The sequence below is a fragment of the Klebsiella sp. P1954 genome (assembly GCF_018199955.1).
Classification (GTDB): Bacteria; Pseudomonadota; Gammaproteobacteria; order Enterobacterales; family Enterobacteriaceae; genus Klebsiella; species Klebsiella pneumoniae.
In genome coordinates, this window is record NZ_CP073373.1 from 3,383,090 (window position 1) to 3,405,664 (window position 22,575).

22 protein-coding genes are annotated in these 22,575 nt (G+C 58.1%); 15 read left to right on the plus strand and 7 right to left on the minus strand.

Annotation, left to right across the window (positions count from 1 at the left end; all coding sequences use genetic code 11):
- Positions 1-3: 3 nt before the first annotated feature.
- The gene (greB, locus tag KB890_RS16085) at positions 4-477 is read right to left on the minus strand and encodes a transcription elongation factor GreB (RefSeq protein ID WP_002920503.1); all 474 of its coding nucleotides are present in this window, start codon (positions 475-477) and stop codon (positions 4-6) included.
- Positions 478-704: 227 nt separating this feature from the next.
- On the opposite strand from greB, the gene ompR reads away from it, so the two are divergent.
- Together ompR and envZ are read left to right on the plus strand one after the other, a co-directional pair.
- Complete coding sequence (ompR, locus tag KB890_RS16090; protein WP_001157751.1) at positions 705-1,424, plus strand: osmolarity response regulator transcription factor OmpR; 720 nt, start codon at positions 705-707, stop codon at positions 1,422-1,424.
- A complete protein-coding gene (gene envZ / locus KB890_RS16095) occupies positions 1,421-2,776 on the plus strand; it encodes a two-component system sensor histidine kinase EnvZ (protein WP_002920333.1) in 1,356 nt (451 codons plus the stop codon). The genes ompR and envZ overlap by 4 nt, the downstream gene beginning before the upstream one ends.
- Positions 2,777-2,853: 77 nt before the next feature.
- Here the strand turns inward: envZ and pckA are convergent, their stop codons facing one another.
- From pckA to KB890_RS16120, 5 genes are all read right to left on the minus strand, one after another.
- A complete protein-coding gene (pckA, locus tag KB890_RS16100; RefSeq protein WP_004181458.1) occupies positions 2,854-4,476 on the minus strand; it encodes a phosphoenolpyruvate carboxykinase (ATP) in 1,623 nt (540 codons plus the stop codon).
- Positions 4,477-4,836: 360 nt separating this feature from the next.
- Positions 4,837-5,721 (minus strand): Hsp33 family molecular chaperone HslO, encoded by an 885-nt coding sequence (gene hslO / locus KB890_RS16105; protein WP_004188324.1) that lies wholly within the window; start codon positions 5,719-5,721, stop codon positions 4,837-4,839.
- Positions 5,722-5,739: 18 nt separating this feature from the next.
- Positions 5,740-6,141: a ribosome-associated heat shock protein Hsp15 gene (gene hslR, locus KB890_RS16110; RefSeq protein WP_004181457.1), complete on the minus strand. Its 402-nt coding sequence runs from the start codon at positions 6,139-6,141 to the stop codon at positions 5,740-5,742.
- Positions 6,138-6,821, minus strand: coding sequence for a GMP/IMP nucleotidase (gene yrfG / locus KB890_RS16115; RefSeq protein WP_020323924.1), 684 nt, complete (start codon positions 6,819-6,821; stop codon positions 6,138-6,140). Before yrfG ends, hslR begins: the two co-directional genes overlap by 4 nt.
- Before the next feature lie 60 nt (positions 6,822-6,881).
- A complete protein-coding gene (locus tag KB890_RS16120; RefSeq protein WP_103809532.1) occupies positions 6,882-9,008 on the minus strand; it encodes an intracellular growth attenuator family protein in 2,127 nt (708 codons plus the stop codon).
- A gap of 320 nt (positions 9,009-9,328) precedes the next feature.
- On the opposite strand from KB890_RS16120, the gene nudE reads away from it, so the two are divergent.
- On the plus strand, positions 9,329-9,889 hold the full coding sequence (nudE, locus tag KB890_RS16125) for an ADP compounds hydrolase NudE (protein WP_002920321.1): 561 nt from the start codon (positions 9,329-9,331) through the stop codon (positions 9,887-9,889).
- 53 nt (positions 9,890-9,942) lie between these two features.
- Here the strand turns inward: nudE and mrcA are convergent, their stop codons facing one another.
- Entirely contained in the window at positions 9,943-12,501 is a 2,559-nt protein-coding gene (gene mrcA / locus KB890_RS16130) for a peptidoglycan glycosyltransferase/peptidoglycan DD-transpeptidase MrcA (RefSeq protein ID WP_004185951.1), read from the minus strand.
- 118 nt (positions 12,502-12,619) lie between these two features.
- Here mrcA and KB890_RS16135 point away from each other — a divergent pair, with 118 nt between their 5' ends.
- The 12 genes from KB890_RS16135 to trpS all read left to right on the plus strand — a co-directional run bounded on the left by KB890_RS16135 (position 12,620) and on the right by trpS (position 22,570).
- Positions 12,620-13,420 (plus strand): type IV pilus biogenesis protein PilM, encoded by an 801-nt coding sequence (locus KB890_RS16135; protein ID WP_020323926.1) that lies wholly within the window; start codon positions 12,620-12,622, stop codon positions 13,418-13,420.
- Positions 13,404-13,937, plus strand: coding sequence for a PilN domain-containing protein (locus tag KB890_RS16140; protein ID WP_020323930.1), 534 nt, complete (start codon positions 13,404-13,406; stop codon positions 13,935-13,937). Before KB890_RS16135 ends, KB890_RS16140 begins: the two co-directional genes overlap by 17 nt.
- The gene (locus KB890_RS16145; RefSeq protein WP_020323928.1) at positions 13,927-14,355 is read left to right on the plus strand and encodes a HofO family protein; all 429 of its coding nucleotides are present in this window, start codon (positions 13,927-13,929) and stop codon (positions 14,353-14,355) included. The genes KB890_RS16140 and KB890_RS16145 overlap by 11 nt, the downstream gene beginning before the upstream one ends.
- Positions 14,345-14,728, plus strand: coding sequence for a HofP DNA utilization family protein (locus KB890_RS16150; protein WP_004889465.1), 384 nt, complete (start codon positions 14,345-14,347; stop codon positions 14,726-14,728). The genes KB890_RS16145 and KB890_RS16150 overlap by 11 nt, the downstream gene beginning before the upstream one ends.
- The gene (gene hofQ / locus KB890_RS16155; protein WP_014906844.1) at positions 14,661-15,905 is read left to right on the plus strand and encodes a DNA uptake porin HofQ; all 1,245 of its coding nucleotides are present in this window, start codon (positions 14,661-14,663) and stop codon (positions 15,903-15,905) included. Before KB890_RS16150 ends, hofQ begins: the two co-directional genes overlap by 68 nt.
- 270 nt (positions 15,906-16,175) lie before the next feature.
- On the plus strand, positions 16,176-16,697 hold the full coding sequence (aroK, locus tag KB890_RS16160; protein ID WP_002920267.1) for a shikimate kinase AroK: 522 nt from the start codon (positions 16,176-16,178) through the stop codon (positions 16,695-16,697).
- 55 nt (positions 16,698-16,752) lie between these two features.
- Positions 16,753-17,847: a 3-dehydroquinate synthase gene (gene aroB, locus KB890_RS16165; protein WP_002920264.1), complete on the plus strand. Its 1,095-nt coding sequence runs from the start codon at positions 16,753-16,755 to the stop codon at positions 17,845-17,847.
- Positions 17,848-17,931: 84 nt separating this feature from the next.
- Positions 17,932-19,218: a cell division protein DamX gene (gene damX / locus KB890_RS16170; RefSeq protein WP_020323919.1), complete on the plus strand. Its 1,287-nt coding sequence runs from the start codon at positions 17,932-17,934 to the stop codon at positions 19,216-19,218.
- A gap of 78 nt (positions 19,219-19,296) precedes the next feature.
- Positions 19,297-20,124, plus strand: coding sequence for an adenine-specific DNA-methyltransferase (gene dam / locus KB890_RS16175; protein WP_002920260.1), 828 nt, complete (start codon positions 19,297-19,299; stop codon positions 20,122-20,124).
- 17 nt (positions 20,125-20,141) lie between these two features.
- Positions 20,142-20,819 carry a ribulose-phosphate 3-epimerase gene (gene rpe / locus KB890_RS16180; RefSeq protein WP_002920259.1) on the plus strand — a complete coding sequence of 226 codons (678 nt, stop codon included), beginning with the start codon at positions 20,142-20,144 and terminating at the stop codon, positions 20,817-20,819.
- Positions 20,812-21,573 carry a phosphoglycolate phosphatase gene (gene gph, locus KB890_RS16185; protein WP_002920257.1) on the plus strand — a complete coding sequence of 254 codons (762 nt, stop codon included), beginning with the start codon at positions 20,812-20,814 and terminating at the stop codon, positions 21,571-21,573. Before rpe ends, gph begins: the two co-directional genes overlap by 8 nt.
- Complete coding sequence (gene trpS, locus KB890_RS16190) at positions 21,566-22,570, plus strand: tryptophan--tRNA ligase (RefSeq protein WP_002920253.1); 1,005 nt, start codon at positions 21,566-21,568, stop codon at positions 22,568-22,570. The genes gph and trpS overlap by 8 nt, the downstream gene beginning before the upstream one ends.
- Positions 22,571-22,575: the final 5 nt, after the last annotated feature.

Here is a 22,575-nt window from a genome sequence, read left to right on the forward strand (position 1 = left end):
TGTCTATTTAACGTATTCGATCTCGTTGACATACCAGCTGGCTTCGCCCGCCGGCGTGTTGACGATGGCCAGATCGCCAACCTCTTTTTTTAACAGTGCGCGCGCCATCGGCGAGTCGATGGAGATATAGTCTTTGCGGCCAAAAATTTCATCGTAACCGACGATGCGAAAGCGCTTGATATCGCCTTCATCGTTTTCAATCTCTACCCAGGCGCCGAAGAAGACTTTACCTTCCTGTTGCGGCGAGTAATCGACGATTTTCAACTGTTCCAGACATTTGGTCAGATAGCGGACCCGGCGATCGATCTCCCGCAGGCGCTTTTTGTTGTACTGGTAGTCCGCGTTCTCGCTGCGGTCGCCGAGGCTGGCGGCCCAGGTCACCTTTTTGGTCACTTCCGGACGCTCCTGGCGCCACAGGTAGTCCATCTCCTGCTTCAGTTTTTCATATCCCTCGCGGGTGATCAGCGGCGTTTTCATCGTGAGTTCAACCTTCTGACTGTCTGTCGTTGCGCACAATTTGTAGCGCGTAATAATACCGACAGGATAAATACTGTGTCTTATGATTAAATGTATACTTAACCTGCTGTTAAATATGCTTTGTAACAATTTAGCCTGGAATATATACCAGATTTAGCTGGTGAGCGCGCCGGGCTTTTTTGAGAATACGCACTGACTATTGCAGTGAACCTTTGGGAGTACAAACAATGCAAGAGAATTATAAGATTCTGGTTGTGGATGACGACATGCGCCTGCGTGCGCTGCTCGAGCGTTATCTGACCGAGCAGGGCTTCCAGGTTCGTAGCGTGGCGAACGCCGAACAGATGGATCGTCTGTTAACCCGTGAATCCTTCCACCTGATGGTGCTGGATCTGATGCTGCCGGGCGAAGATGGTCTCTCTATCTGCCGTCGTCTGCGCAGCCAGAGTAACCCGATGCCGATCATTATGGTGACGGCGAAAGGCGAAGAGGTCGATCGGATCGTGGGCCTGGAGATCGGGGCTGACGACTATATTCCGAAGCCGTTTAACCCGCGCGAACTGCTGGCCCGCATCCGGGCGGTGCTGCGCCGCCAGGCGAACGAGCTGCCGGGCGCGCCGTCGCAGGAAGAGGCGGTTATCGCCTTTGGTAAATTCAAACTGAACCTGGGTACCCGCGAGATGTTCCGTGAAGACGAGCCGATGCCGTTGACCAGCGGCGAATTCGCGGTCCTGAAGGCGCTGGTGAGCCATCCCCGTGAGCCGCTGTCGCGCGATAAGCTGATGAACCTCGCCCGCGGCCGCGAATACTCTGCGATGGAGCGCTCCATCGACGTACAGATCTCCCGCCTGCGCCGCATGGTGGAAGAGGACCCGGCGCATCCGCGCTACATCCAGACCGTCTGGGGTCTGGGCTACGTCTTCGTCCCGGACGGTTCTAAGGCATGAAACGCGTGCGCTTTTCGCCGCGCAGCTCCTTTGCTCGCACACTGCTCCTGATCGTCACCTTGCTGTTCGTCAGCCTGGTGACGACCTATCTGGTGGTACTGAATTTCGCGATCCTGCCGAGTCTCCAGCAGTTTAATAAAGTGTTAGCCTACGAAGTGCGTATGCTGATGACCGACAAACTGCAGCTGGAGGATGGCACCCAGCTGGTGGTGCCCCCGGCGTTTCGTCGTGAAATTTATCGCGAGCTGGGGATTTCGCTCTATTCCAATGAAGCGGCGGAAGACGCAGGCCTGCGCTGGGCGCAGCATTATGAATTCTTAAGTCAGCAGATGGCCCATCAGCTTGGTGGCCCCACAGAGGTGCGGGTAGAGGTCAATAAAAGCTCCCCTGTGGTGTGGCTGAAGACCTGGCTGTCGCCCAATATCTGGGTGCGGGTGCCGCTGACCGAGATCCATCAGGGCGACTTCTCGCCGCTGTTCCGCTATACCCTGGCGATCATGCTGCTGGCGATAGGCGGCGCCTGGCTGTTTATTCGTATTCAGAACCGCCCGTTGGTGGATCTGGAGCACGCGGCGCTGCAGGTCGGGCGCGGCATTATTCCGCCGCCGCTGCGCGAGTATGGCGCCTCCGAAGTGCGTTCGGTGACGCGCGCCTTTAACCATATGGCGGCGGGCGTGAAGCAGCTGGCTGATGACCGTACGCTGCTGATGGCCGGGGTCAGTCATGATTTACGAACCCCGCTGACCCGCATTCGTCTGGCCACCGAGATGATGGGCGAGCAGGACGGCTATCTCGCGGAGTCGATCAACAAAGATATCGAAGAGTGCAACGCCATCATCGAGCAGTTTATCGACTATCTGCGCACCGGGCAGGAGATGCCGATGGAGCTGGCGGATCTGAATGCGGTGCTGGGGGAAGTGATCGCTGCGGAGAGCGGCTATGAGCGGGAAATCGCCACCGCCCTGCAGGCCGGCGAAATTCCGGTACGTATGCACCCGCTGTCTATCAAGCGCGCGCTGGCGAATATGGTGGTCAACGCGGCCCGCTATGGCAATGGCTGGATCAAGGTCAGCAGCGGCAGCGAAGCGAGCCGGGCCTGGTTCCAGGTAGAAGATGACGGACCGGGGATTAAACCTGAGCAGCGGGAGCACCTGTTTCAGCCGTTTGTACGCGGCGACAGCGCCCGCAGCACCAGCGGCACCGGGCTGGGGTTGGCGATTGTTCAGCGTATTATCGACAATCACAACGGCCGGCTGGAGATTGGCTCCAGCGAACGCGGCGGGTTACTGATCCGCGCCTGGCTGCCGGTGCACCGGATGCTGGCGCCGATGAAACCCGCCAGGGAGAGCTGATCGCGCCCGCGGTTAGCTGCTCAGGATGTTGCACAATAAAAAGCCGGGCAAGCCCGGCTTTTTCACCTTTGCGCCCGTTAGCGCTGCGGTCCTGCCGCCACCAGCGCGGCGCCCGCTGGCGTATCGGTATACTTCTCAAAATTCTCAATAAACAGCTTCGCCAGCTGGTCGGCTTTTTCCTGCCACTGCTCCGGGGAACCATAGGTGCTGCGCGGATCGAGGATGTGGGTATCCACGCCCGGGAGCGCCGTCGGGATCTGCAGGTTAAACATCGGCAGGGTAAAGGTCTCCGCGTTGTCCAGCGAGCCATTGAGGATGGCGTCGATGATCGCGCGGGTATCTTTAATCGAGATGCGCTTGCCGGTGCCGTTCCAGCCGGTATTGACCAGATAAGCCTGCGCGCCAGCCGCCTGCATGCGTTTGACCAGCACTTCGGCGTACTGCGTCGGGTGCAGCGACAGGAAGGCGGCGCCGAAGCAGGCGGAGAAGGTTGGCGTGGGTTCGGTTACGCCGCGCTCGGTGCCGGCCAGTTTGGCGGTAAACCCGGACAGGAAATGGTACTGCGTCTGGTCGGCGGTCAGGCGGGAGACCGGCGGCAGGACGCCGAACGCATCGGCCGTCAGGAAGATCACTTTGGTAGCGTGACCCGCTATAGACACCGGCTTAACAATGTTGTCGATGTGGTCGATGGGGTAGGAGACGCGGGTATTTTCGGTCTTTGAACCGTCATCGAAATCGACCGTGCCGTCGGCGCGTACCACCACGTTTTCCAGCAGGGCGTTGCGGCGGATGGCGTGATAGATATCCGGCTCGGCCGCTTCAGAGAGCTTGATGGTCTTGGCGTAGCAGCCCCCTTCGAAGTTAAACACGCCGTCGTCATCCCAGCCATGTTCGTCATCGCCAATCAGGCGGCGTTTCGGGTCGGTGGAGAGGGTGGTTTTGCCGGTGCCTGAGAGGCCGAAGAAAATGGCGACATCGCCTTTCTCGCCGACGTTGGCTGAGCAGTGCATGGAGGCGATGCCCTTCAGCGGCAGCAGGTAGTTCATGATCGAGAACATCCCTTTCTTCATCTCGCCGCCGTACCAGGTGCCGCCGATCAACTGAATGCGCTCGGTGAGGTTGAAGGCGACGAAGTTTTCCGAATTGAGGCCCTGCTCTTTCCACTGCGGATTGGTGCATTTCGCGCCGTTCATCACGATGAAGTCGGGCTCGAATTCAGCCAGCTCTTCATCGCTCGGACGGATGAACATGTTTTTAACGAAGTGCGCCTGCCAGGCCACTTCGGTAATGAAACGTACGCTGAGACGGGTATCGGCGTTGGCGCCGCAGAAAGCGTCGACGATAAACAGGCGTTTACCGGACAGTTGCTGGGTCACCAGCCCTTTCAGATGCTGCCAGGTTTCCTGCGAAAGCGGCTTGTTGTCGTTTTTACCTTTGCCTTTATCGGACCACCAGACGGTGTCGCGGGTGGTGTCGTCGCGCACGAGATACTTATCTTTCGGAGAACGACCGGTAAAAATGCCCGTGTCGACGGCGATAGCACCCAGAGTGGTTAATACGCCACGTTCGTAGCCTTCCAGGTTCGGGTCGAGCTCTTCCTGAAACAACATGTCGTAGCTGGGGTTGTGGACGATATCCTGGACGTCATTGATACCATAAGCCTTGAGATCCTGCGGGGTTAAACCATGATTAACGCGCATGTCACTGCTCCTTAGCCAAGATGTACTGCTGTAAATTGTAGGGTTAATTGCCGGGTATTGACCGCGACCAGGCTCATAGATTTACGTATCTCGACATTCCTCAGAATGACGATAAAAACGGTGACTCCTGTCACGAAGTGGAGTGGATTATCTCAGGAAATGGGCGGATGGTGGGGTTAGATGTTTCTCAATGGTTAAAAAGTAATTAAAAAAACTGCCGAAATGTGAATGTAATCGCTTTCCTGAAATTAAATTACGTAACTCTTTCAGGGAAAATCGATTCAACTCGCGAATAAATTAAAAGTCAGGCACAACGCGACAAACAACATTGCCGCCCTGTGCCTGAGAAAGATGCGGGGATTAATGAACCTGCGGATCGGCCGGAGAGGCGTTATTACGGATCTCGGCGATGTCCATGGCATTGAAGATATAGTGGTTACCGCAGTAGTCGCAGTGCATGTCAATTTCGCCTTCGTCGGCGAGGATGCTATCAATCTCTTCATCCGGCAGCGTCTTCAGCGCGCCGGCACAGCGTTCGCGGGAGCAGGTGCACTTGAACTCCACGCTCTGCGGGTCGTAGACCGTGACTTCTTCTTCATGATACAGGCGCCACAGCACATCATTTGCCGGCAGGGTGAACAGCTCTTCCGCCTTAATGGTCTCGGTAAGCGTCGCCAGGTGCTCGAAGTCGGCAGTCTGGGCATCCTGCGCCGGCATCACCTGCAGCAGCATCCCGCCCGCCATCGGCTGGCCTTCATGATCGCCGGTGCGGATGATAAGGCGCGTCGGCAGCTGCTCTGAACGCTGGAAATAATCTTCCAGGCAGGCGGCCAGCGTATCGCCTTCCAGACCGACCACGCCCTGATAGCGCTCACCTTCTTCCGGAGAGATGGTAATGACCAGGTAGCCGTTGCCGACCATCGTTTTCAGATCCGCATCGTCCGCAATCTCGCCCTGCACGCGCGCGACGCCGCGCAGCTGCTGCTGGTTATTGCCGTTGATCACCGCCAGCTGTAAAGGGCCATCCCCCTGCAGCTGTACGGTAATGTCGCCGGCAAACTTCAGCGTCGCGGTCAGCAGACTGGTGGCGACCAACAGCTCCGCCAGCACCGTTTTGACCGGTTGGGGATAGGTGTGATTCGCCAGAATCTGTTCCAGGGTTTCCGACACCGTCACCAGCTCGCCGCGCACGGCATAGTTTTCAAACAGATAACGATGTAATTGATCGTGTTGAGTCATAATCATCTCTCTTTCTGGCGCGAGTTATTCACTCTCGCCGTGTTTAAATCTCATCAGGTCGCGGCGCTCTTTCTTGTCCGGACGTCTGTCAGGGTGCGGCATGGTCAGGGCGTTCATTTTGCGCGCCAGGGCCATTTTTTCACGCTTCTCGATACTCTCCGCCGTCTCTGCATACAGGTTGACGGCTTCGCTTGCCGGGCGGCGCTGTTCGGTAATACCGATAATGCGCACCGTCCGCTCGTCGTTGCCCTGGCGCAGCGTCAGCATGGCGTCGAGTTCGACGATTTTTCCGGGTTTGCTACGTTGTCCGTTGTAATGCACCTTGCCGCCTTCAATCATTTCCCGCGCCAGCGCGCGGGTTTTGTAAAAGCGGGCGGCCCAAAGCCATTTGTCCAGTCTGACGGTTTCGGTGGGCTTTTCTTTCATCGCCTCTCCTTCGGGGTAAGCGAAGGGATCAGTCGTCGGTAATCATTCAGCCCCGGATGGCGCAGATACTGCTTTTCCGCCAGTCCGGAGTCAGGATTGGTAATACCCAGGCAGTAACGAATGCCAAACTCCCTCGCGGCATCCAGTATCGCCTCGCTGTCGTCGACAAACAGCGTTTTGTGCGCCTCAAGGCCAGTTTCCTCCGCCACGGCGCGCCACAGACGCTGCTCCTCTTTCGGATAACCAAATGTGTGGGTGGAAAGTAATAAATCAAGGTGCGCGTCCAGGCCGGTGTGTTTGAGCTTCACCGCCAGATTGTGGGGATGGGCATTGGTCAACAGAATGCGTCGCTTACCGCAGGCCTTGAGCGCATCAAGGAACGGCACGGTATCCTCGCGCAGCGTGGCGCGCGGACCTTGTTCGCTGGTCATCGCACAAATATCCAAACCCAGGCGCTCGCTCCAGTAATCCAGACAGTACCAGTTTAGCGTATGCTGCACGGCGTGATACTCCTGGCGCATGGCGTCTTTCGCCTCCTGCAAATTGAGGCCGCGGGCGGCCCCCCAGGTTTCAGGCACCAGCGTTTGCCAGAAGTAGTTGTCGAAGGCGAGGTCCAGGAGCGTGCCGTCCATATCCAGCAGAACGGTATCGACCTCCTGCCAGGCGATATCAAAGTGCATGATGACTCTCCAGCGAGCGGAAAATGGGCGACAGGGTATCACACCCTGTCGCCGGGAAAATTAATCTTGCGAGTCAGATGAGGGGAGCAAAACCGGATTAAGGCAGCTTTCGTAATATTTCTGAATCTCTTCCATACGCTGACGATGGCGTTGATAACGACGCAGGGCCTGCACGGCGTGGTAAGCCGTGCACCCCACCATTGACAGCAGCAGGGTGATGCCCAGATAACGCCACAGGCCGCTGCGGTCGGGGATGCGATGCAGGTTGATATGCTGCGTGCCGTTGGCGTCAGTAAACAGGTTGGTAACGATACCTTCGGCATGGAAGGGGGTATGCATGAGCATACCGGCCAGCCGCCGCAGTTCGCCCCACTGCTCATGGGCCGGATAATCATACAGACTCACCGCCGGCCACGGCTGATTGACCAGTACGCTGCCCTCATCGCTGGCGATAAGAAAACCGCCGGGAGCCGGGCTGTTCAGCGCCTGCGCGGCCCGTGAGGTTTCGCGTATCACAAAGGGCGCGGTTGAGGTGGTCACCAGATTCTCCAGCGACTCGGCGCTGACCGGCCGCAGCAGCACGTTCACGCCATCCAGCTTGCCGGCGGTGGCGCGCTTGGTTAACGTTTCCCAGTTACGGGTATTGCCAAGATTGACCAACGCATTCTTCAGTCGCAGGCAATCATCCTTTGCCGAGCAGAGATCGTTAGTTTTCTGCACGATATCGCCGAAATCATCCAGTAGCACCATGCCTGATTTCTGAATGGCGGAGCGTAGGGCAGGGCTGACGCGGGAATCATCGTCGGTTTCCGGGTGCAGCTGGCGCTGGACGGACTGCATCAGGGCGGTCGCTTTGCTGACAATGTCAGACTCCGGCAGCGGCAGAGGAGGGGCGTCGTTCCACACAATCTGTGAACAATCGAAAGGCAGGAACGGCGAATCCTCTTTGGCGGACCAACTGCCCGGCGTGCGGATGTTACACATCCCGGTACCGGTCAGGCGCAGCGTATCGCCAATGCGCACATGGGCTTTTTCCAGCTGGCTGACGGTAGTGGCTTCAATCGTTTGCGCGCCCTTCAGCCACGACAGGGTGAACTTAAACGGCATATTCAACGGTACGCTGGCCCACAGCATAATCACCACCACCAGGGCGCCGGCGGCGATAATCGCGCTGCGTAGCCAGTACTGCAGCGGGAAGTTTTTCACTTCATCATGAAGCGACAGGTAGCGTCCCTGACGGGCCACGTGGCGGTTGAGATAGATATCAATATCGGTCTGCTGCCCCAGGTCCTGGGCAATCCAGGGTTGCCAGTGGCGCGGATAGATGAGATCGATAATGCCCAGCGAGATGTTATTGATCTGCTCCTGATCGTTTTCGCCAAACAATCCCCAGCGCTTAGGGACGCCCCGCAGGCAATGGATTTCGCGCAGCGCGGCGCGACGCGGCGGGGCATAAATCCCCCACAGTCCGGCGGCGAGCAGCAACAAACCTGCGGCGACCAGCCAGGGGGTAAAGACAGCTGGCCCAATCAGGCTGAAATAAAAGAACAGAAAGGAGGCGACGATCAGGATCGCTTCGCGCAGCCCGTCCGGGCGATTCAGAGCGTGTTCTTCAGGCGTTTCCCGACGGATCTGCCGCAACTCTACCTGCTCGCTCTCTTCGCCGCGAATGGAGGCCTGGGTGGCCGAAGCGCGTTCCAGGGCGTAGCTTTGCGCTTCCTGGCGATAGTCGCTCAGGCTATGACCGTTAAGGGTGATAACCAGCGGCAGGCTGTCGGTGGGGATCAGCTCGACGCTGTTTTCATCGTTGATATGCTGTTCCCAGAACGGCGGCAGATGAACTTCAACCGAATCGAGGAAATAGCGCCATTTATTCGGCGCGTCGGTGGTGATCCCGTAGCGGGTGATGGCGCGTGTCACCGCATAGACGGTATCACTCTGTTCGTTCAGCGCCAGAGCGACAGGCGCGCTGGTCGCACCGGACGCCGGCACCTGCTGGGCGTGGCTCAACTCGGCAACATACTTCTCAATAGCCTGGCGCTCATCCGCAGGAAGCTGCCGCGTGGTAGCGTCGCTAAAGGCGTGCAGTAGGGGGAGTCGGCGGCGTCTGGCGTGAGCGCGATACCACCATCCGATGAGCAATACGCAGATTAGCAGAGCTGTAAGGAATATCAGAAAGGTGCCCATGCCCATCCCATCAAAGTTATTTTTTTCTTACGAAATCGTCGGTGAACGTGAAGACTAACGTCAAGCTGCAGTGTTAGCGGCGCACCTGCTTACAGGGTAGTGAATATGTCATGCAGCAGCGCACAAGCTTACCAAAAACGTTAAAGCGCAGAAATCGGTAAATTCTCAAAGCGAATTCAAGCTATTGACTTTTTTATCTTTATTACTTTTCCCCCTGAAGGGAAAAGGTTACAACTCTGTAAATAAGTAGCAATTTGGATTGCCGAAAGCGTGTTGCGTATCGCACAATGACTGCTTAATCACAGCATAGACCGATGACAATGAGCAAATCATTACAAAAACCCACCATTCTCAATGTTGAAACTGTCGCCCGTTCGCGCCTCTTTAATGTCGAAAGCGTCGATCTGGAGTTCAGCAACGGTGTGCGTCGCGTTTATGAACGTATGCGGCCTTCCACCCGTGAAGCGGTGATGATTGTGCCGATTGTGGATGATCACATTATTTTGATTCGTGAGTATGCCGTGGGGACGGAGTCCTACGAGCTGGGCTTCTCCAAAGGGCTGATTGATCCAGGTGAAACCGTGGATGAAGCGGCCAATCGCGAGCTGAAAGAAGAGGTTGGCTATGGCGCCAATAAGCTGACGTTTTTGAAGAAGCTCAGTATGGCCCCCTCCTACTTCTCCAGCAAAATGAATATCATGGTGGCGGAAGATCTCTATCCGGAGTCACTGCCGGGCGATGAACCTGAGCCGCTACCGCAGGTGCGCTGGCCGCTGGCGCAGCTGATGTCGCTGCTGGATGAAGAAGATTTTAACGAGGCCCGTAACGTCAGCGCGCTGTTTTTAGTGCGGGAATGGCTGCAGGCCCAGGGCCGACTCTGAACGAGCGTCCACGCTAAGTAGCAATAAAAAAGCGCCCGCAGGCGCTTTTTTTGTCAGAACAATTCGTGGGTTTCACCGCCGCCGTCAGTCAGGGTGGTGCCCACCTCACGGACTGCCTGCTGGGTGGGCTGGGTTCCTTCAATAAAGTACTCCGCCCGGCTATTGCCCCCATTCGCCAACTGACCGGTGCTGCGGTCGATATTCACCGTGACGATACCCGGCGGCGGAGTTAACGGTTCTTCCGGAACGCCTTCCAGCACGCTCTTCATAAAGCTGTCCCAGGCCGGCTGGGCGCTTTTGGCACCGCCTTCATAGCCAGAGATCTGATCTTTAATCGCTCCGGAGGCGGTGGTCCGGCCAAGATCGCGACGATGATCGTCAAAGCCGATCCAAACCGAGGTCACCACGCCCGGTCCGTAGCCTGAGAACCAGGCGTCCTTCGAGCTGTTGGTGGTCCCGGTTTTCCCACCGATGTCATGCCGCTGCAGATCGCGTCCGGCGCGCCAGCCGGTGCCCATCCAGCCCGGCTCGCCAAAGATGTTGCTGTTCAGCGCGCTCTTGATCAGGAAGGCCAGCGGTGTGTTAATCACATGCGGCGCGTATTCCTGTGCGCCGCTCTGCGCGACCAGCGACTGGTTGGCCTGCTCCAGCTGCGGCTGCGGCGGCACGTTGCCATTCTGCGGTTCCGCGGAGGTGGCGACATCTTCCACATCCTTGTTTTCCAGCACGTTGGATTTTGGCGTATCGCCGTAAATTACCGGTAAATCACACTGCGGACAGGCAATTTTCGGACGCTCCTCGAAGAGGACCCCGCCCTGATCGTTCTCAATCTTACTGATAAAGAAAGGATTGACCAGGAAGCCGCCGTTGGCCATCACCGAATAACCGCGAGCGACCTGCAGGGGCGTAAAGGAGGCTGAGCCCAGCGCCAACGATTCCGTGTGGACAATGTTCTGCGCCGGGAAGCCAAAGCGCTGCAGATACTCGGCGGCGTAGTCTACGCCCATGGCGCGCATAGCGCGCACCATCACCACGTTTTTCGACTGCCCCAGGCCCTGGCGTAAACGAATCGGACCGGCATACTGCGGCGGCGAGTTCTTCGGCCGCCAGTCGGAACCTGCGCCCGCATCCCAGCGCGAGATCGGCACATCGTTGAGCATACTTGCCAGCGTTAAGCCTTTATCCATCGCGGCGGTATAGAGGAACGGTTTAATGTTGGAGCCGACCTGGCGCAGCGCCTGGGTGGCGCGGTTGAATTTGCTCTGGTTAAAGTCAAACCCGCCGACAAGGGCAATAATCGCGCCGTTTTGCGGGTTAATGGAGACCAGCGCTGAGTTGACGTCCGGGAGCTGGGACAGCCACCAGCTGTCACCCACCTTGCGTACCCAGATCTGCTGCCCGGCCTGCACAACGTCGTTGACTTTACGCGGGGTCGCCCCTTGCTGCGTATCAGAGATAAAGCGACGGGCCCAGCGCACGCCCTCCATCGTCAGCGAAACGGAGTCGCCGTTAGCCAACAGCGCGACAGCCTCCTGGGCATTCGCGGAGGTGACCACCGCCGGGAAAAGCGGACCGTAGCCAGACTGACGCTTCAGCGAATCGACGATCTTCTTCGTCTCCCACGGCGTTTCGCCGACTTTCCACAGTACGCTGGCCGGGCCGCGGTAGCCGTGACGCATATCGTAATCCAGCACGTTATTGCGTACCGCCTGCTGGGCCGCCTGCTGGTTTTTGCGGGTAATGGTGGTATAGACCCGATAACCGTCTTCGTAGGCCTGCTCGCCGTAGCGATTCACCATCTCCTGGCGCACCATTTCACTCAGGTAAGGGGCGGAGAAGGCGATTTTCGGCGCGTGATAGCTGGCGTCGATGGGTTCGCTGCGCGCCTCATCGTATTGCGCCTGGGTGATGTATCCTTCGCTCAGCATACGCGACAGCACCACGTTGCGACGGGCGGTCGCGCGATCCATCGAATAGAGCGGGTTAAAAGTGGAAGGCGCTTTCGGCAGACCGGCAATCACCGCCATCTCACTCAGGGTCAGTTGGTCGATAGGTTTGCCAAAATAGACCTGCGCCGCGGCGCCGACGCCATAGGCGCGGTAGCCGAGGTAGATCTTGTTCAGATACAGCTCAAGGATTTCATCTTTATTCAGCAACTGCTCGATGCGGATGGCCAGAAAGGCCTCTTTAATCTTACGCATCAACGTCTTCTCGGGGCTGAGAAAGAAGTTACGCGCTAACTGCTGGGTGATGGTGCTGGCGCCCTGGGAGGCGTGGCCTGAAAACATCGCCACGCTGGCGGCGCGGAAAATACCTACCGGATCGACGCCGTGGTGCTCATAGAAGCGGCTGTCTTCGGTGGCGATAAACGCTTTCACCAGCTCGGGGGGAATTTGCTGCAACGTCACAGGGATACGGCGCTTTTCGCCGTACTGCGCAATAAGCTCACCGTCGGCGCTATAGACCTGCATCGGGATCTGCAAACGCACATCCTTCAGGGTTGCGACGTCGGGGAGTTGCGGCTCTATGTATTTGTAGAGGCCAAAAATCGAGCCTGCTCCCAGCAGTACGCAACAGACTGCAAGGATCAATAGATACTTTACGAACTTCACCGGTGTTTTCCCATTTAGTTTTATTTGGGCAGTTTATAAACAAACGCGCGGTAGTATAAAGGCAAGCCAGGTGCATTGATATAGCCGGGCAGTTTTGCCGGATAAGGAGATCGTAAGCATGGCTTTCAGAAACTGGCGGCTTGGAATGCATATCCAACAGGATAGCATTGCCATTGTCGCGCTATTGCATGAACGTTCACACTGGGCGCTGCGCCGCTGGTGGCGTATCCCATTGCCGCCGGGGCTGGTACGTCAGGGAATGGTGGCGGACGTCAGCGCACTCGGTTCGCGGCTGGCCGCCTGGCGGCGGGAGCTACCGGCGCAGCATCAGGTTAGTATCGCCTTTCCCGCGGTGCGCACACTGCAAAAGCGTCTTCCGTATCCCCAGTTCGCCCTGCGGGAGCGGGAACAGGCGACGTGGGTAGCCAGCGCCATGAGCCAGCAGCTGGCAATGCCTGCCTCCGCGCTATGTATTGATTATGCGCCCACCTCGCGGGATGACGGCTGGCAGGTTACGGCGGCGCAGCGGCTGGATATCAATGTTCTGCGGGAGCTGGCAGGGCGGCTGCGGCTGCGGGTGGCGGCCATCGTACCGGATGCCAGTGCGCTCGGCGCCTTTTTCCCCTGGATGACTGCGGCAGACCAGGGCCTGGCGTGGCGGGATGAAAAGCGCTGGCTGTGGGCGACCCGTGAGGCCTGGGGCAGCGACGCCTGCGCTGATGTCGGGTCCTTAAGCCAGCTGGCGGGGCAGCTTCAGGTTCCGCTGCGCCTGTGTATTGACGCGGGCGATGAGGCCAGTCGCTTTGATGTCTGGCAAGTGATTCACCGTCGGCAGCCCCCGCTGCCAGCCGATGGCGATCGTTACGCCATTGCCCTTGGGCTGGCGCTGGGAGGCGGGCGGCATGACGCATGTCGTTAATCTTCTTCCCTGGCGCGACCTGCGTCGCCGCCAGCGCCTGCGCTACGTCCTGTTGTTAACCATCGGCATTGTGCTGCTGGGCGGGATGGGCCTGCTGGTGAGCCGAACGGCGCGTCTGCAGCGCGACTTCCTGGCGACGCTTCACACGACGGCCGACGCGCAGCTGCTCGCTTCGCTTAAGCAGCGCGAGCAGGCGATGCGTGAGGCGTGGCAGCAGCATCAATGGCAGCGCCAGCAGTACCAGCGCAGATCGGCGATCGCCGCCTGGCAACCCAGGCTGCAGGCGCTGGCGGCAGATCTGCCCGCGCAGGCGTGGCTGACGCGGCTGGAGTACCAGGGCGTACTCCTCACGCTGGACGGCCTGGCCCTTAACCTGCAGGCGCTAACCAGCGTGGAGGCTGCGCTGACTCGCGTCGCGGGATTCGCGCCGGCAAAAGCCGGCGGGATCCAGCGCGACGCCGAGGGGCGTTGGCAGTTCAGTTTTACCCTGACGGGAGCGCGCGCTGATGCGGATTAACCTTCGGGGCGCCTGGACGGGGCTGCCGATCCTGATCGCAATGGGGCTGTCGGGAGGCGGCGTGGCGCTCTGGCGCGATCTGCGCCCGCCGCAGGCGGCGGTAACCCGTGATGCGGCGTTGCAAACGCAGTGGCGGCGGATCATGGCGCTGCGCATCCCCGGCGAGGAAAATCCCGGGGCGCGCATCGACACGCAGTCATTTTCGCCCATAGCCATTCCGCTCTCCGGAGCGAAGCTTATCGCCTGGCGTCCGCAGGGAAGCGGCGGCGAGATGGAGCTGACCCTGTCCTGGTCAACGGTACCCGCGCTTTTTTCCTGGCTGGCGCGCTGCGGGATGAATCCGCGTTCGTTGTCGCTGGGCCGTGAGGCGCAGACGCTCCGCCTGCGACTGCTGCTGGAGGCGGAAGATGAGCGGTAAACGCTGGATCTTCCTGTGGCTACCGCTGTCGCTGCTGGCGGCCGAGCGTGACCCTTTCCAGCCGGTTGAGGATCCCTGCCGCACGGCGCAGCTTTCGCAATGGCGCTATGGCGGGGCGGTTGGGGATGATGCTGGCTGGACGGGGTTTCTGCAGGATGGGAACGGAAAGTGGCGACGGGTACGCATGGATGAGCAATTGCCCACGGGCTGGCGGGTGAGCCGGCTGACGGCCGGTGAGCTGGACATCGTCACGTCTTCGGGATGTGAACCGCCAGCGTGGCGCTGGCAACGTGAAGGGAAACAACATGATGCGATGGATAAGCCTGCTGCTTCTGCTGCTGCCGCTGGTGGTGGCCCCCGCCGCCCGCAATGATAAACCGGTTTCGCTGGTGATTGACGATGCGCCAGTGGCTCAGGTGCTGCAAGCCCTGGCCGAAATGAACCATAAGAACCTCGTCGTCGCGCCGGACGTCAGCGGCACGCTCTCCCTGCGTCTGCAGAAGGTTCCCTGGAGCCAGGCGCTGCGGGCGGTAGCGGATAGCGCGGGTCTCTCTTTGCAACAGCAGGGGACGGTCATCTACGCGCACACTCAGGCCTGGCAAAAGGCAAATCAGGCGCAGCGTGAAGCCGAACAGGAGAAACGCCTGCAGAACCTGCCCCTGCAGGCGGAGAGCGTGACCCTGCACTTTGCCGACGCTGAAGAGCTGGCTAAAAGCGGCGGAAAGCTGCTCAGCGCCAGGGGACACCTGATGGCGGACAAGCGGACTAATCGGCTGCTGATCCGCGATGATGCCCGGCACCTGCCGGCGTTGAAGGCCTGGGCGCAGGAGATGGATCTGCCGGTCGGCCAGGTGGAGCTGGCCGCCCATATCGTGTCGATGAGCGAAACCAGCCTTCGTGAGCTGGGGGTGAAGTGGCGGCTTGCGGAAGCCGGAAGCCCGCCAGGCTCCGGGCAAATCACCACCCTAAGCAGCGATGTATCGGTAAACGATGCCAGCACCCGCGCAGGGTTTAACATCGGCAAGATCAACGGTCGCTTGCTTGAGCTGGAGCTATCCGCGCTGGAGCGCAAGCAGCAGGTCGAAATTATTGCCAGCCCGCGTTTATTGGCCTCCCACATGCAGCCTGCCAGCATCAAGCAGGGAAGCGAGATCCCCTATCAGGTTTCCAGTGGCGAAAGCGGCGCCACTTCGGTGGAGTTCAAAGAGGCGGTGCTGGGCATGGAGGTCACGCCGACGGTGCTGCAGCAGGGAAGAGTGCGGCTTAAGCTGCGAATAAGCGAGAATACGCCAGGCCAGGTGCTGAAGCAGGAAAACGGCGAAGCGCTGGCCATCGATAAGCAGGAGATAGAGACCCTGGTGGAAGTTCGCAGCGGCGAGACTTTAGCGTTGGGCGGCATCTTTTCGCAGAAAAACAAAACCGCCCGCGACAGCGTCCCGCTGCTTGGCGATATCCCGGTACTGGGACGTCTGTTTCGTCGTGACGGGAAAGATAATGAACGTCGCGAACTGGTTGTCTTTATTACGCCACGGATTCTGGCAGTACGTTAAGCAGGTTTTTCATGCTAAACACGTTTCAGGTGTTTGACGTGAGGACGGATTTAGCATACAAGGGGTACCGATTTGAGAGTCGGGTACGACATCAATCCTCCCTTTATTGTCCGGCGATTTTATTCAGTTGCCAAACCAGCCGGAGTATTGAGATAATTTTTAGTCTGACTCTCGCTCTATTGCATATGAGGTTTCAGTTCATGCCCTGCGGCGCTGGGTGTCTGCGAAGCGGGTTTATCATTAACGAATAGTCTTAGTAGTACCGAAAAAATGGCAGAGAAACGCAATATCTTTCTGGTTGGGCCTATGGGTGCCGGCAAAAGCACTATTGGGCGCCAGTTAGCCCAACAGCTCAACATGGAATTTTACGATTCTGATCAAGAGATTGAGAAACGCACTGGCGCTGATGTGGGCTGGGTCTTCGATGTTGAAGGCGAAGAAGGCTTCCGTGACCGTGAAGAGAAAATTATCAATGAGTTGACGGAAAAACAGGGGATTGTGCTGGCGACTGGCGGCGGCTCTGTAAAATCCCGTGAAACGCGTAACCGTCTCTCCGCCCGCGGCGTGGTGGTCTACCTGGAAACTACGATCGAGAAGCAGTTGGCCCGTACGCAGCGCGATAAAAAGCGTCCTTTGCTACAAGTCGATGCGCCGCCTCGTGAAGTGCTGGAAGCGCTGGCTGACGAGCGTAACCCGCTGTATGAAGAGATCGCCGATGTGACTATCCGCACAGACGATCAGAGTGCGAAAGTCGTCGCGAACCAGATTATTCATATGCTGGAAAGCAACTGATTCTGGCTTAATAAAAGTGCGTCAGAGTAATAGTCATTGAGGTGGATGTCGCGTTATGGAGAGGCTTACTGTTACCCTCGGGGAACGTAGTTACCCGATTACCATCGCGGCTGGTTTGTTTAACGATCCAGCTTCCTTCCTGCCACTCAAGTCGGGCGACCAGGCTATGCTGGTCACCAACGAAACGCTGGCGCCGCTTTATCTGGATACCGTCCGCTCTGCGCTGGAGCAGTCAGGGGTCAACGTTGACAGCGTCATTCTGCCAGACGGCGAGCAATACAAAAGCCTGGCGGTGATGGATACCGTGTTTACTGCGCTGTTGCAAAAACCACATGGCCGCGACACCACTCTGGTGGCGCTTGGCGGGGGGGTGATCGGTGATTTAACCGGTTTCGCCGCGGCAAGCTATCAGCGCGGCGTGCGTTTCATCCAGGTCCCTACCACCCTGTTGTCGCAGGTCGACTCGTCGGTCGGCGGCAAAACCGCAGTGAACCACCCTCTCGGCAAAAACATGATTGGCGCCTTCTGGCAGCCGGTTTCCGTGGTAGTTGATCTTAACTGTCTGAAAACTCTGCCGAAGCGCGAGCTCGCTTCCGGACTGGCTGAGGTCATCAAGTACGGGGTGATCCTGGATGGTGAATTCTTCAGCTGGCTGGAAAACAACATTGATGCGCTGCTGGCGCTGGACGATACCGCCATGGCGTACTGCATTCGCCGCTGCTGTGAACTGAAAGCGGAGGTTGTGGCAGCCGACGAGCGTGAAACCGGGTTACGTGCTTTACTCAATCTTGGACATACCTTCGGCCATGCTATCGAAGCGGAAATGGGCTACGGTAACTGGCTGCATGGCGAAGCGGTGGCGGCAGGTATGGTGATGGCGGCACGCACGTCCGAACGGCTGGGGCAGTTCCGCGCGCAGGATACTCAGCGCATTATCGATCTGCTCAAGCGTGCAGGCTTACCGGTACGCGGCCCGCAGGAAATGAGTGCGCAGGCGTATTTGCCCCATATGATGCGCGATAAAAAGGTACTGGCTGGCGAAATGCGGCTGGTGCTCCCGCTCGCAATAGGAAGCAGCGAGCTGCGCGGCGGAGTGCCGCACGATGTGGTTCTTGGCGCGATTGCTGATACTCAGCAGGCGCAACAATAAGAAGGTCTGGCCGCGTTCGCGCGGCGTTATCATTTCGGGTGATGTGCAATAATCGTGAGCATAAGCCTTTTAGTGGGGTGTTAAATGGATGATTTCAAACCAGAAGACGATATGAAAGCCGATCGCAACGATCGTCGTGCTGGTCGTTCCCGTCAGTCTTCCGAGCGTGATGCCGATCCGCAGATCAATTTTGACGATGTTGATCTTGATGCCGATGAAGGCCGTCCGACGCGCGCTGGTAAGGCCCGTCGCGAGCGTGAAGAGGAAGAGTTCGAAGAAGAACTGGATGCGCAAGACGAGGAGATGCTCGAAGAGCAGCCTGTAGAGCGTCGTCCGCGCAAGCGTAAAAAAGCGCCGGCCAAACCGGCCTCCCGCCAGTATATCATGATGGGTGTGGGGATTCTGGTGCTGCTGCTGTTGATCGTGGGTATCGGTTCCGCACTGAAATCGCCATCATCTTCCAGCCAGCAGACCGCTTCCGGCGAGAAGAGCATTAATCTGTCTGACGACCAGTCCGCCAGCATGCCTGCTGCCGGCCAGGACCAGACTGCCGCCGCTAACAGCACCTCACAGCAGGACGTAACGGTACCGCCTATTGCCGCGAACCCGACGCAGGGCCAGGCAGCGGTTGCGCCGCAGGGTCAGCAGCGTATCGAAGTTCAGGGCGATCTGAACAATGCGTTGACCCAGCAGCAGGGCCAACTGGACGGCGCCGTGGCTAACTCGACGCTGCCGACTGAACCGGCTACCGTCGCGCCAATCCGGAATGGCGCCAATGGCACCGCGGCGCCGCGCCAGGCGACCGAGCGTCAGACAGCAGCGACCCCGCGTCCGGCTGAACGTAAGCATACCGTTATCGAAGCGAAGCCGCAGCCGAAGCCACAGGCCGTGGTGAAAACGCCGGTAGAATCAAAGCCGGTCCAGCCGAAGCATGTTGAAAGCACGGCGACCACCGCTCCGGCGAAAACGTCCGTCAGCGAAAGCAAACCGGTGGCCACCGCTCAGAGCAAGCCGACCACGACGACCGCAGCGCCAGCGGCAACGGCAGCTGCGGCAGCGCCGGCAGCGAAGAGCGGGAAGACGGCAGGTGACGTCAGCTCAATGAAAACTGCGCCGTCGGGTCACTATACTCTGCAGCTCAGCAGCTCCTCTAACTACGACAACCTCAACAACTGGGCGAAGAAAGAGAAGCTGGATAAATATGTTGTCTATGAAACGTCGCGTAACGGCCAACCATGGTACGTGCTGGTGAGCGGTATCTATGCATCGAAAGATGAAGCGAAACGTGCTGTCACCTCGCTGCCGGCGGACGTGCAGGCGAAAAATCCATGGGCAAAACCGCTGCATCAGGTTCAGGCTGACCTGAAATAATGCCGTGGGGTAGTCTTAAGCGCAGGATGCTGTCGGAGCTTTCTCCACAGCCGGAGAACGTGTAATTAGTTAGGCAGCATGAAAAAGAATCGCGCTTTTCTGAAGTGGGCAGGGGGAAAGTTCCCCCTGCTTGACGATATTAAAAAGCATTTGCCGGAAGGCGAGTGCTTGATCGAGCCCTTTGTGGGCGCCGGGTCGGTATTTCTTAATACCGACTTTTCTCGTTATATCCTCGCGGATATCAACAGTGACTTAATCGGCCTGTACAACATCGTCAAACTGCGCACCGACGAATACGTCGCCGCCGCCCGTGAGATGTTTACCCCGGAAAATAACGTCGCTGAGCGCTACTACCTGTATCGTGATGAATTTAACCAAAGCCAGGATCCGCTGCGTCGCGCGGTGCTGTTCCTGTATTTGAACCGTCACGGCTACAATGGCCTGTGCCGCTACAATCTGCGCGGCGAGTTCAATGTGCCGTTTGGCCGTTATAAAAAGCCCTATTTCCCCGAAGCTGAGCTCTATCATTTCGCCGAGAAGGCGCAAAACGCCGAGTTTTACTGCGAATCTTACGAAGAGTGCATGCAACGTGCGGATAGCCGCACAGTGGTGTATTGCGATCCGCCCTATGCGCCGCTAACGGCGACGGCGAACTTTACCGCCTACCACACCAACAGTTTCAACCTGGAACAACAGGTACTGCTGGCGCAAAAGGCGGAATCGCTGATGAAAAAGCGCATCCCGGTGCTGATTTCCAACCACCGCACGCCGCTGACGCAGGAATGGTATAAAAACGCGGCAGAAACGCATATTGTGAAGGTGCGGCGCAGCATCAGCAGCAACGGTGGTACGCGTAAAAAGGTGGACGAGCTATTAGCGCTCTACCGTCCGCCTAAGACCAAATAAATTTCAAGGAGATGCGGATGAAGCAGTATTTGATTGCCCCTTCGATTCTGTCGGCTGATTTTGCCCGTCTGGGTGAGGATACCGCGAAGGCGCTGGCGGCGGGTGCGGATGTCGTGCACTTCGACGTTATGGACAACCACTACGTGCCAAACCTGACGATTGGCCCGATGGTGCTGAAGTCACTGCGTAATTACGGTATTACCGCGCCAATCGACGTTCACCTGATGGTGAAGCCGGTCGACCGCATCATTCCTGATTTTGCCGAAGCCGGCGCCAGCATTATCACCTTCCATCCGGAAGCCTCCGAACACGTCGATCGCAGCCTGCAGCTTATCAAAGAGCACGGCTGTAAAGCGGGCCTGGTGTTTAACCCGGCGACGCCGCTGAGCTACCTCGATTACGTGATGGATAAGCTGGACGTGATCCTGCTGATGTCGGTTAACCCGGGCTTTGGCGGCCAGTCCTTTATTCCCCAGACGCTGGATAAACTGCGTGAAGTGCGCCAGCGCATCGATGCGTCCGGCTACGACATCCGCCTGGAAGTGGATGGCGGCGTGAAAGCCAGCAATATCGGCGAAATCGCCGCGGCGGGTGCGGATATGTTTGTTGCCGGTTCGGCGATCTTCGGTCAGCCGGACTACAAGCAAGTCATTGATCAAATGCGTAGTGAATTAGCGAAGGTGAGTCATGGATAAATTACAGGCGATCCGCGGCATCGCATTTGATCTCGACGGCACGCTGGTGGACAGCGCGCCGGGTCTAACCTCGGCGGTTGATAACGCCCTGTACGCCCTGGAGCTGCCGGTGGCGGGAGAAGAACGCGTTATCACCTGGATCGGTAACGGCGCCGATGTCCTGATGGAGCGGGCGCTGACCTGGGCTCGTCAGGAGCGAGCAACGTTACGTGCGGCGATGGGTAAGCCTTCCGTCGACGATCATGATATTCCGCAAGACGAGCAGCTGCGCATTTTGCGTAAACTGTTTGACCGCTATTACGCCGAAGCGGCGGAAGAGGGCAGTTTCCTGTTCCCGGCGGTGGCCGATACGCTCGGCGCGCTGTATGCCAAAGGCCTGCCGCTGGCGCTGGTTACCAATAAGCCGACGCCGTTTGTCGCCCCGCTGTTGGACGCGCTCGATATTGCGAAATATTTTACCGTGGTGATTGGCGGCGATGACGTGCAGAATAAAAAGCCGCATCCGGAACCGCTGCTGCTGGTGGCGGAAAAGCTCTCTCTGGCTCCAGCCGAGCTGCTGTTTGTCGGCGATTCGCGCAATGATATTCAGGCGGCCAAAGCGGCAGGCTGCTGCTCTGTTGGTCTGACCTACGGTTATAACTATGGTGAACCGCTTGCGCTGAGCGAGCCGGACTATCTCTTCGACCAGTTTAACGAACTCTTACCCGCTCTCGGGTTACCGCACAGTGAAACTCAGGAATTGAAACATGACTAAGCCCATCGTTTTTAGTGGCGCACAGCCCTCAGGTGAACTGACCATTGGCAACTATATGGGTGCGCTGCGTCAGTGGGTAAACATGCAGGACGATTACCACTGCATCTATTGCATCGTGGACCAGCACGCCATCACCGTGCGCCAGGATCCGCAGCAGCTGCGCAAGGCGACGCTGGACACCCTGGCGCTGTATCTGGCCTGCGGCATCGACCCGCAGAAAAGCACTATCTTCGTGCAGTCGCACGTGCCGGAACATGCCCAGCTAGGCTGGGCGCTGAACTGCTACACCTATTTCGGCGAACTGAGCCGCATGACTCAGTTTAAAGACAAGTCAGCGCGCTACGCGGAGAACATCAACGCCGGTCTGTTTGATTATCCGGTACTGATGGCCGCTGACATTCTGCTGTACCAGACCAACCAGGTTCCGGTGGGCGAAGATCAGAAACAGCACCTTGAGCTAAGCCGCGATATCGCCCAGCGTTTTAACGCCATCTACGGCGATATTTTTAAAGTGCCTGAGCCGTTTATCCCTAAATCCGGCGCGCGCGTGATGTCGCTGCTGGAGCCGACGAAAAAGATGTCCAAGTCCGACGACAACCGCAACAACGTCATCGGCCTGCTGGAAGATCCGAAATCGGTGGTCAAGAAGATTAAACGTGCGGTCACCGACTCCGACGAGCCGCCGGTAGTGCGTTACGATCTGAAAGAGAAAGCGGGCGTCTCCAACCTGCTGGATATCCTCTCCGCGGTTACCGGGAAAACTATTCCTGAGCTGGAACAGCATTTTGAAGGCAAAATGTATGGCCACCTGAAAGGCGAAGTCGCCGAAGCGGTATCGGGCATGCTGATTGACCTGCAGGAGCGCTATCACCGTTTCCGTAACGACGAAGCGTTTCTCAATCAGGTGATGAAAGACGGTGCGGAAAAGGCCAGCGCGCGGGCTTCTCAAACCCTGAAAGCGGTATACGAAGCGATTGGCTTTGTCGCCAAGCCGTAAGCGAC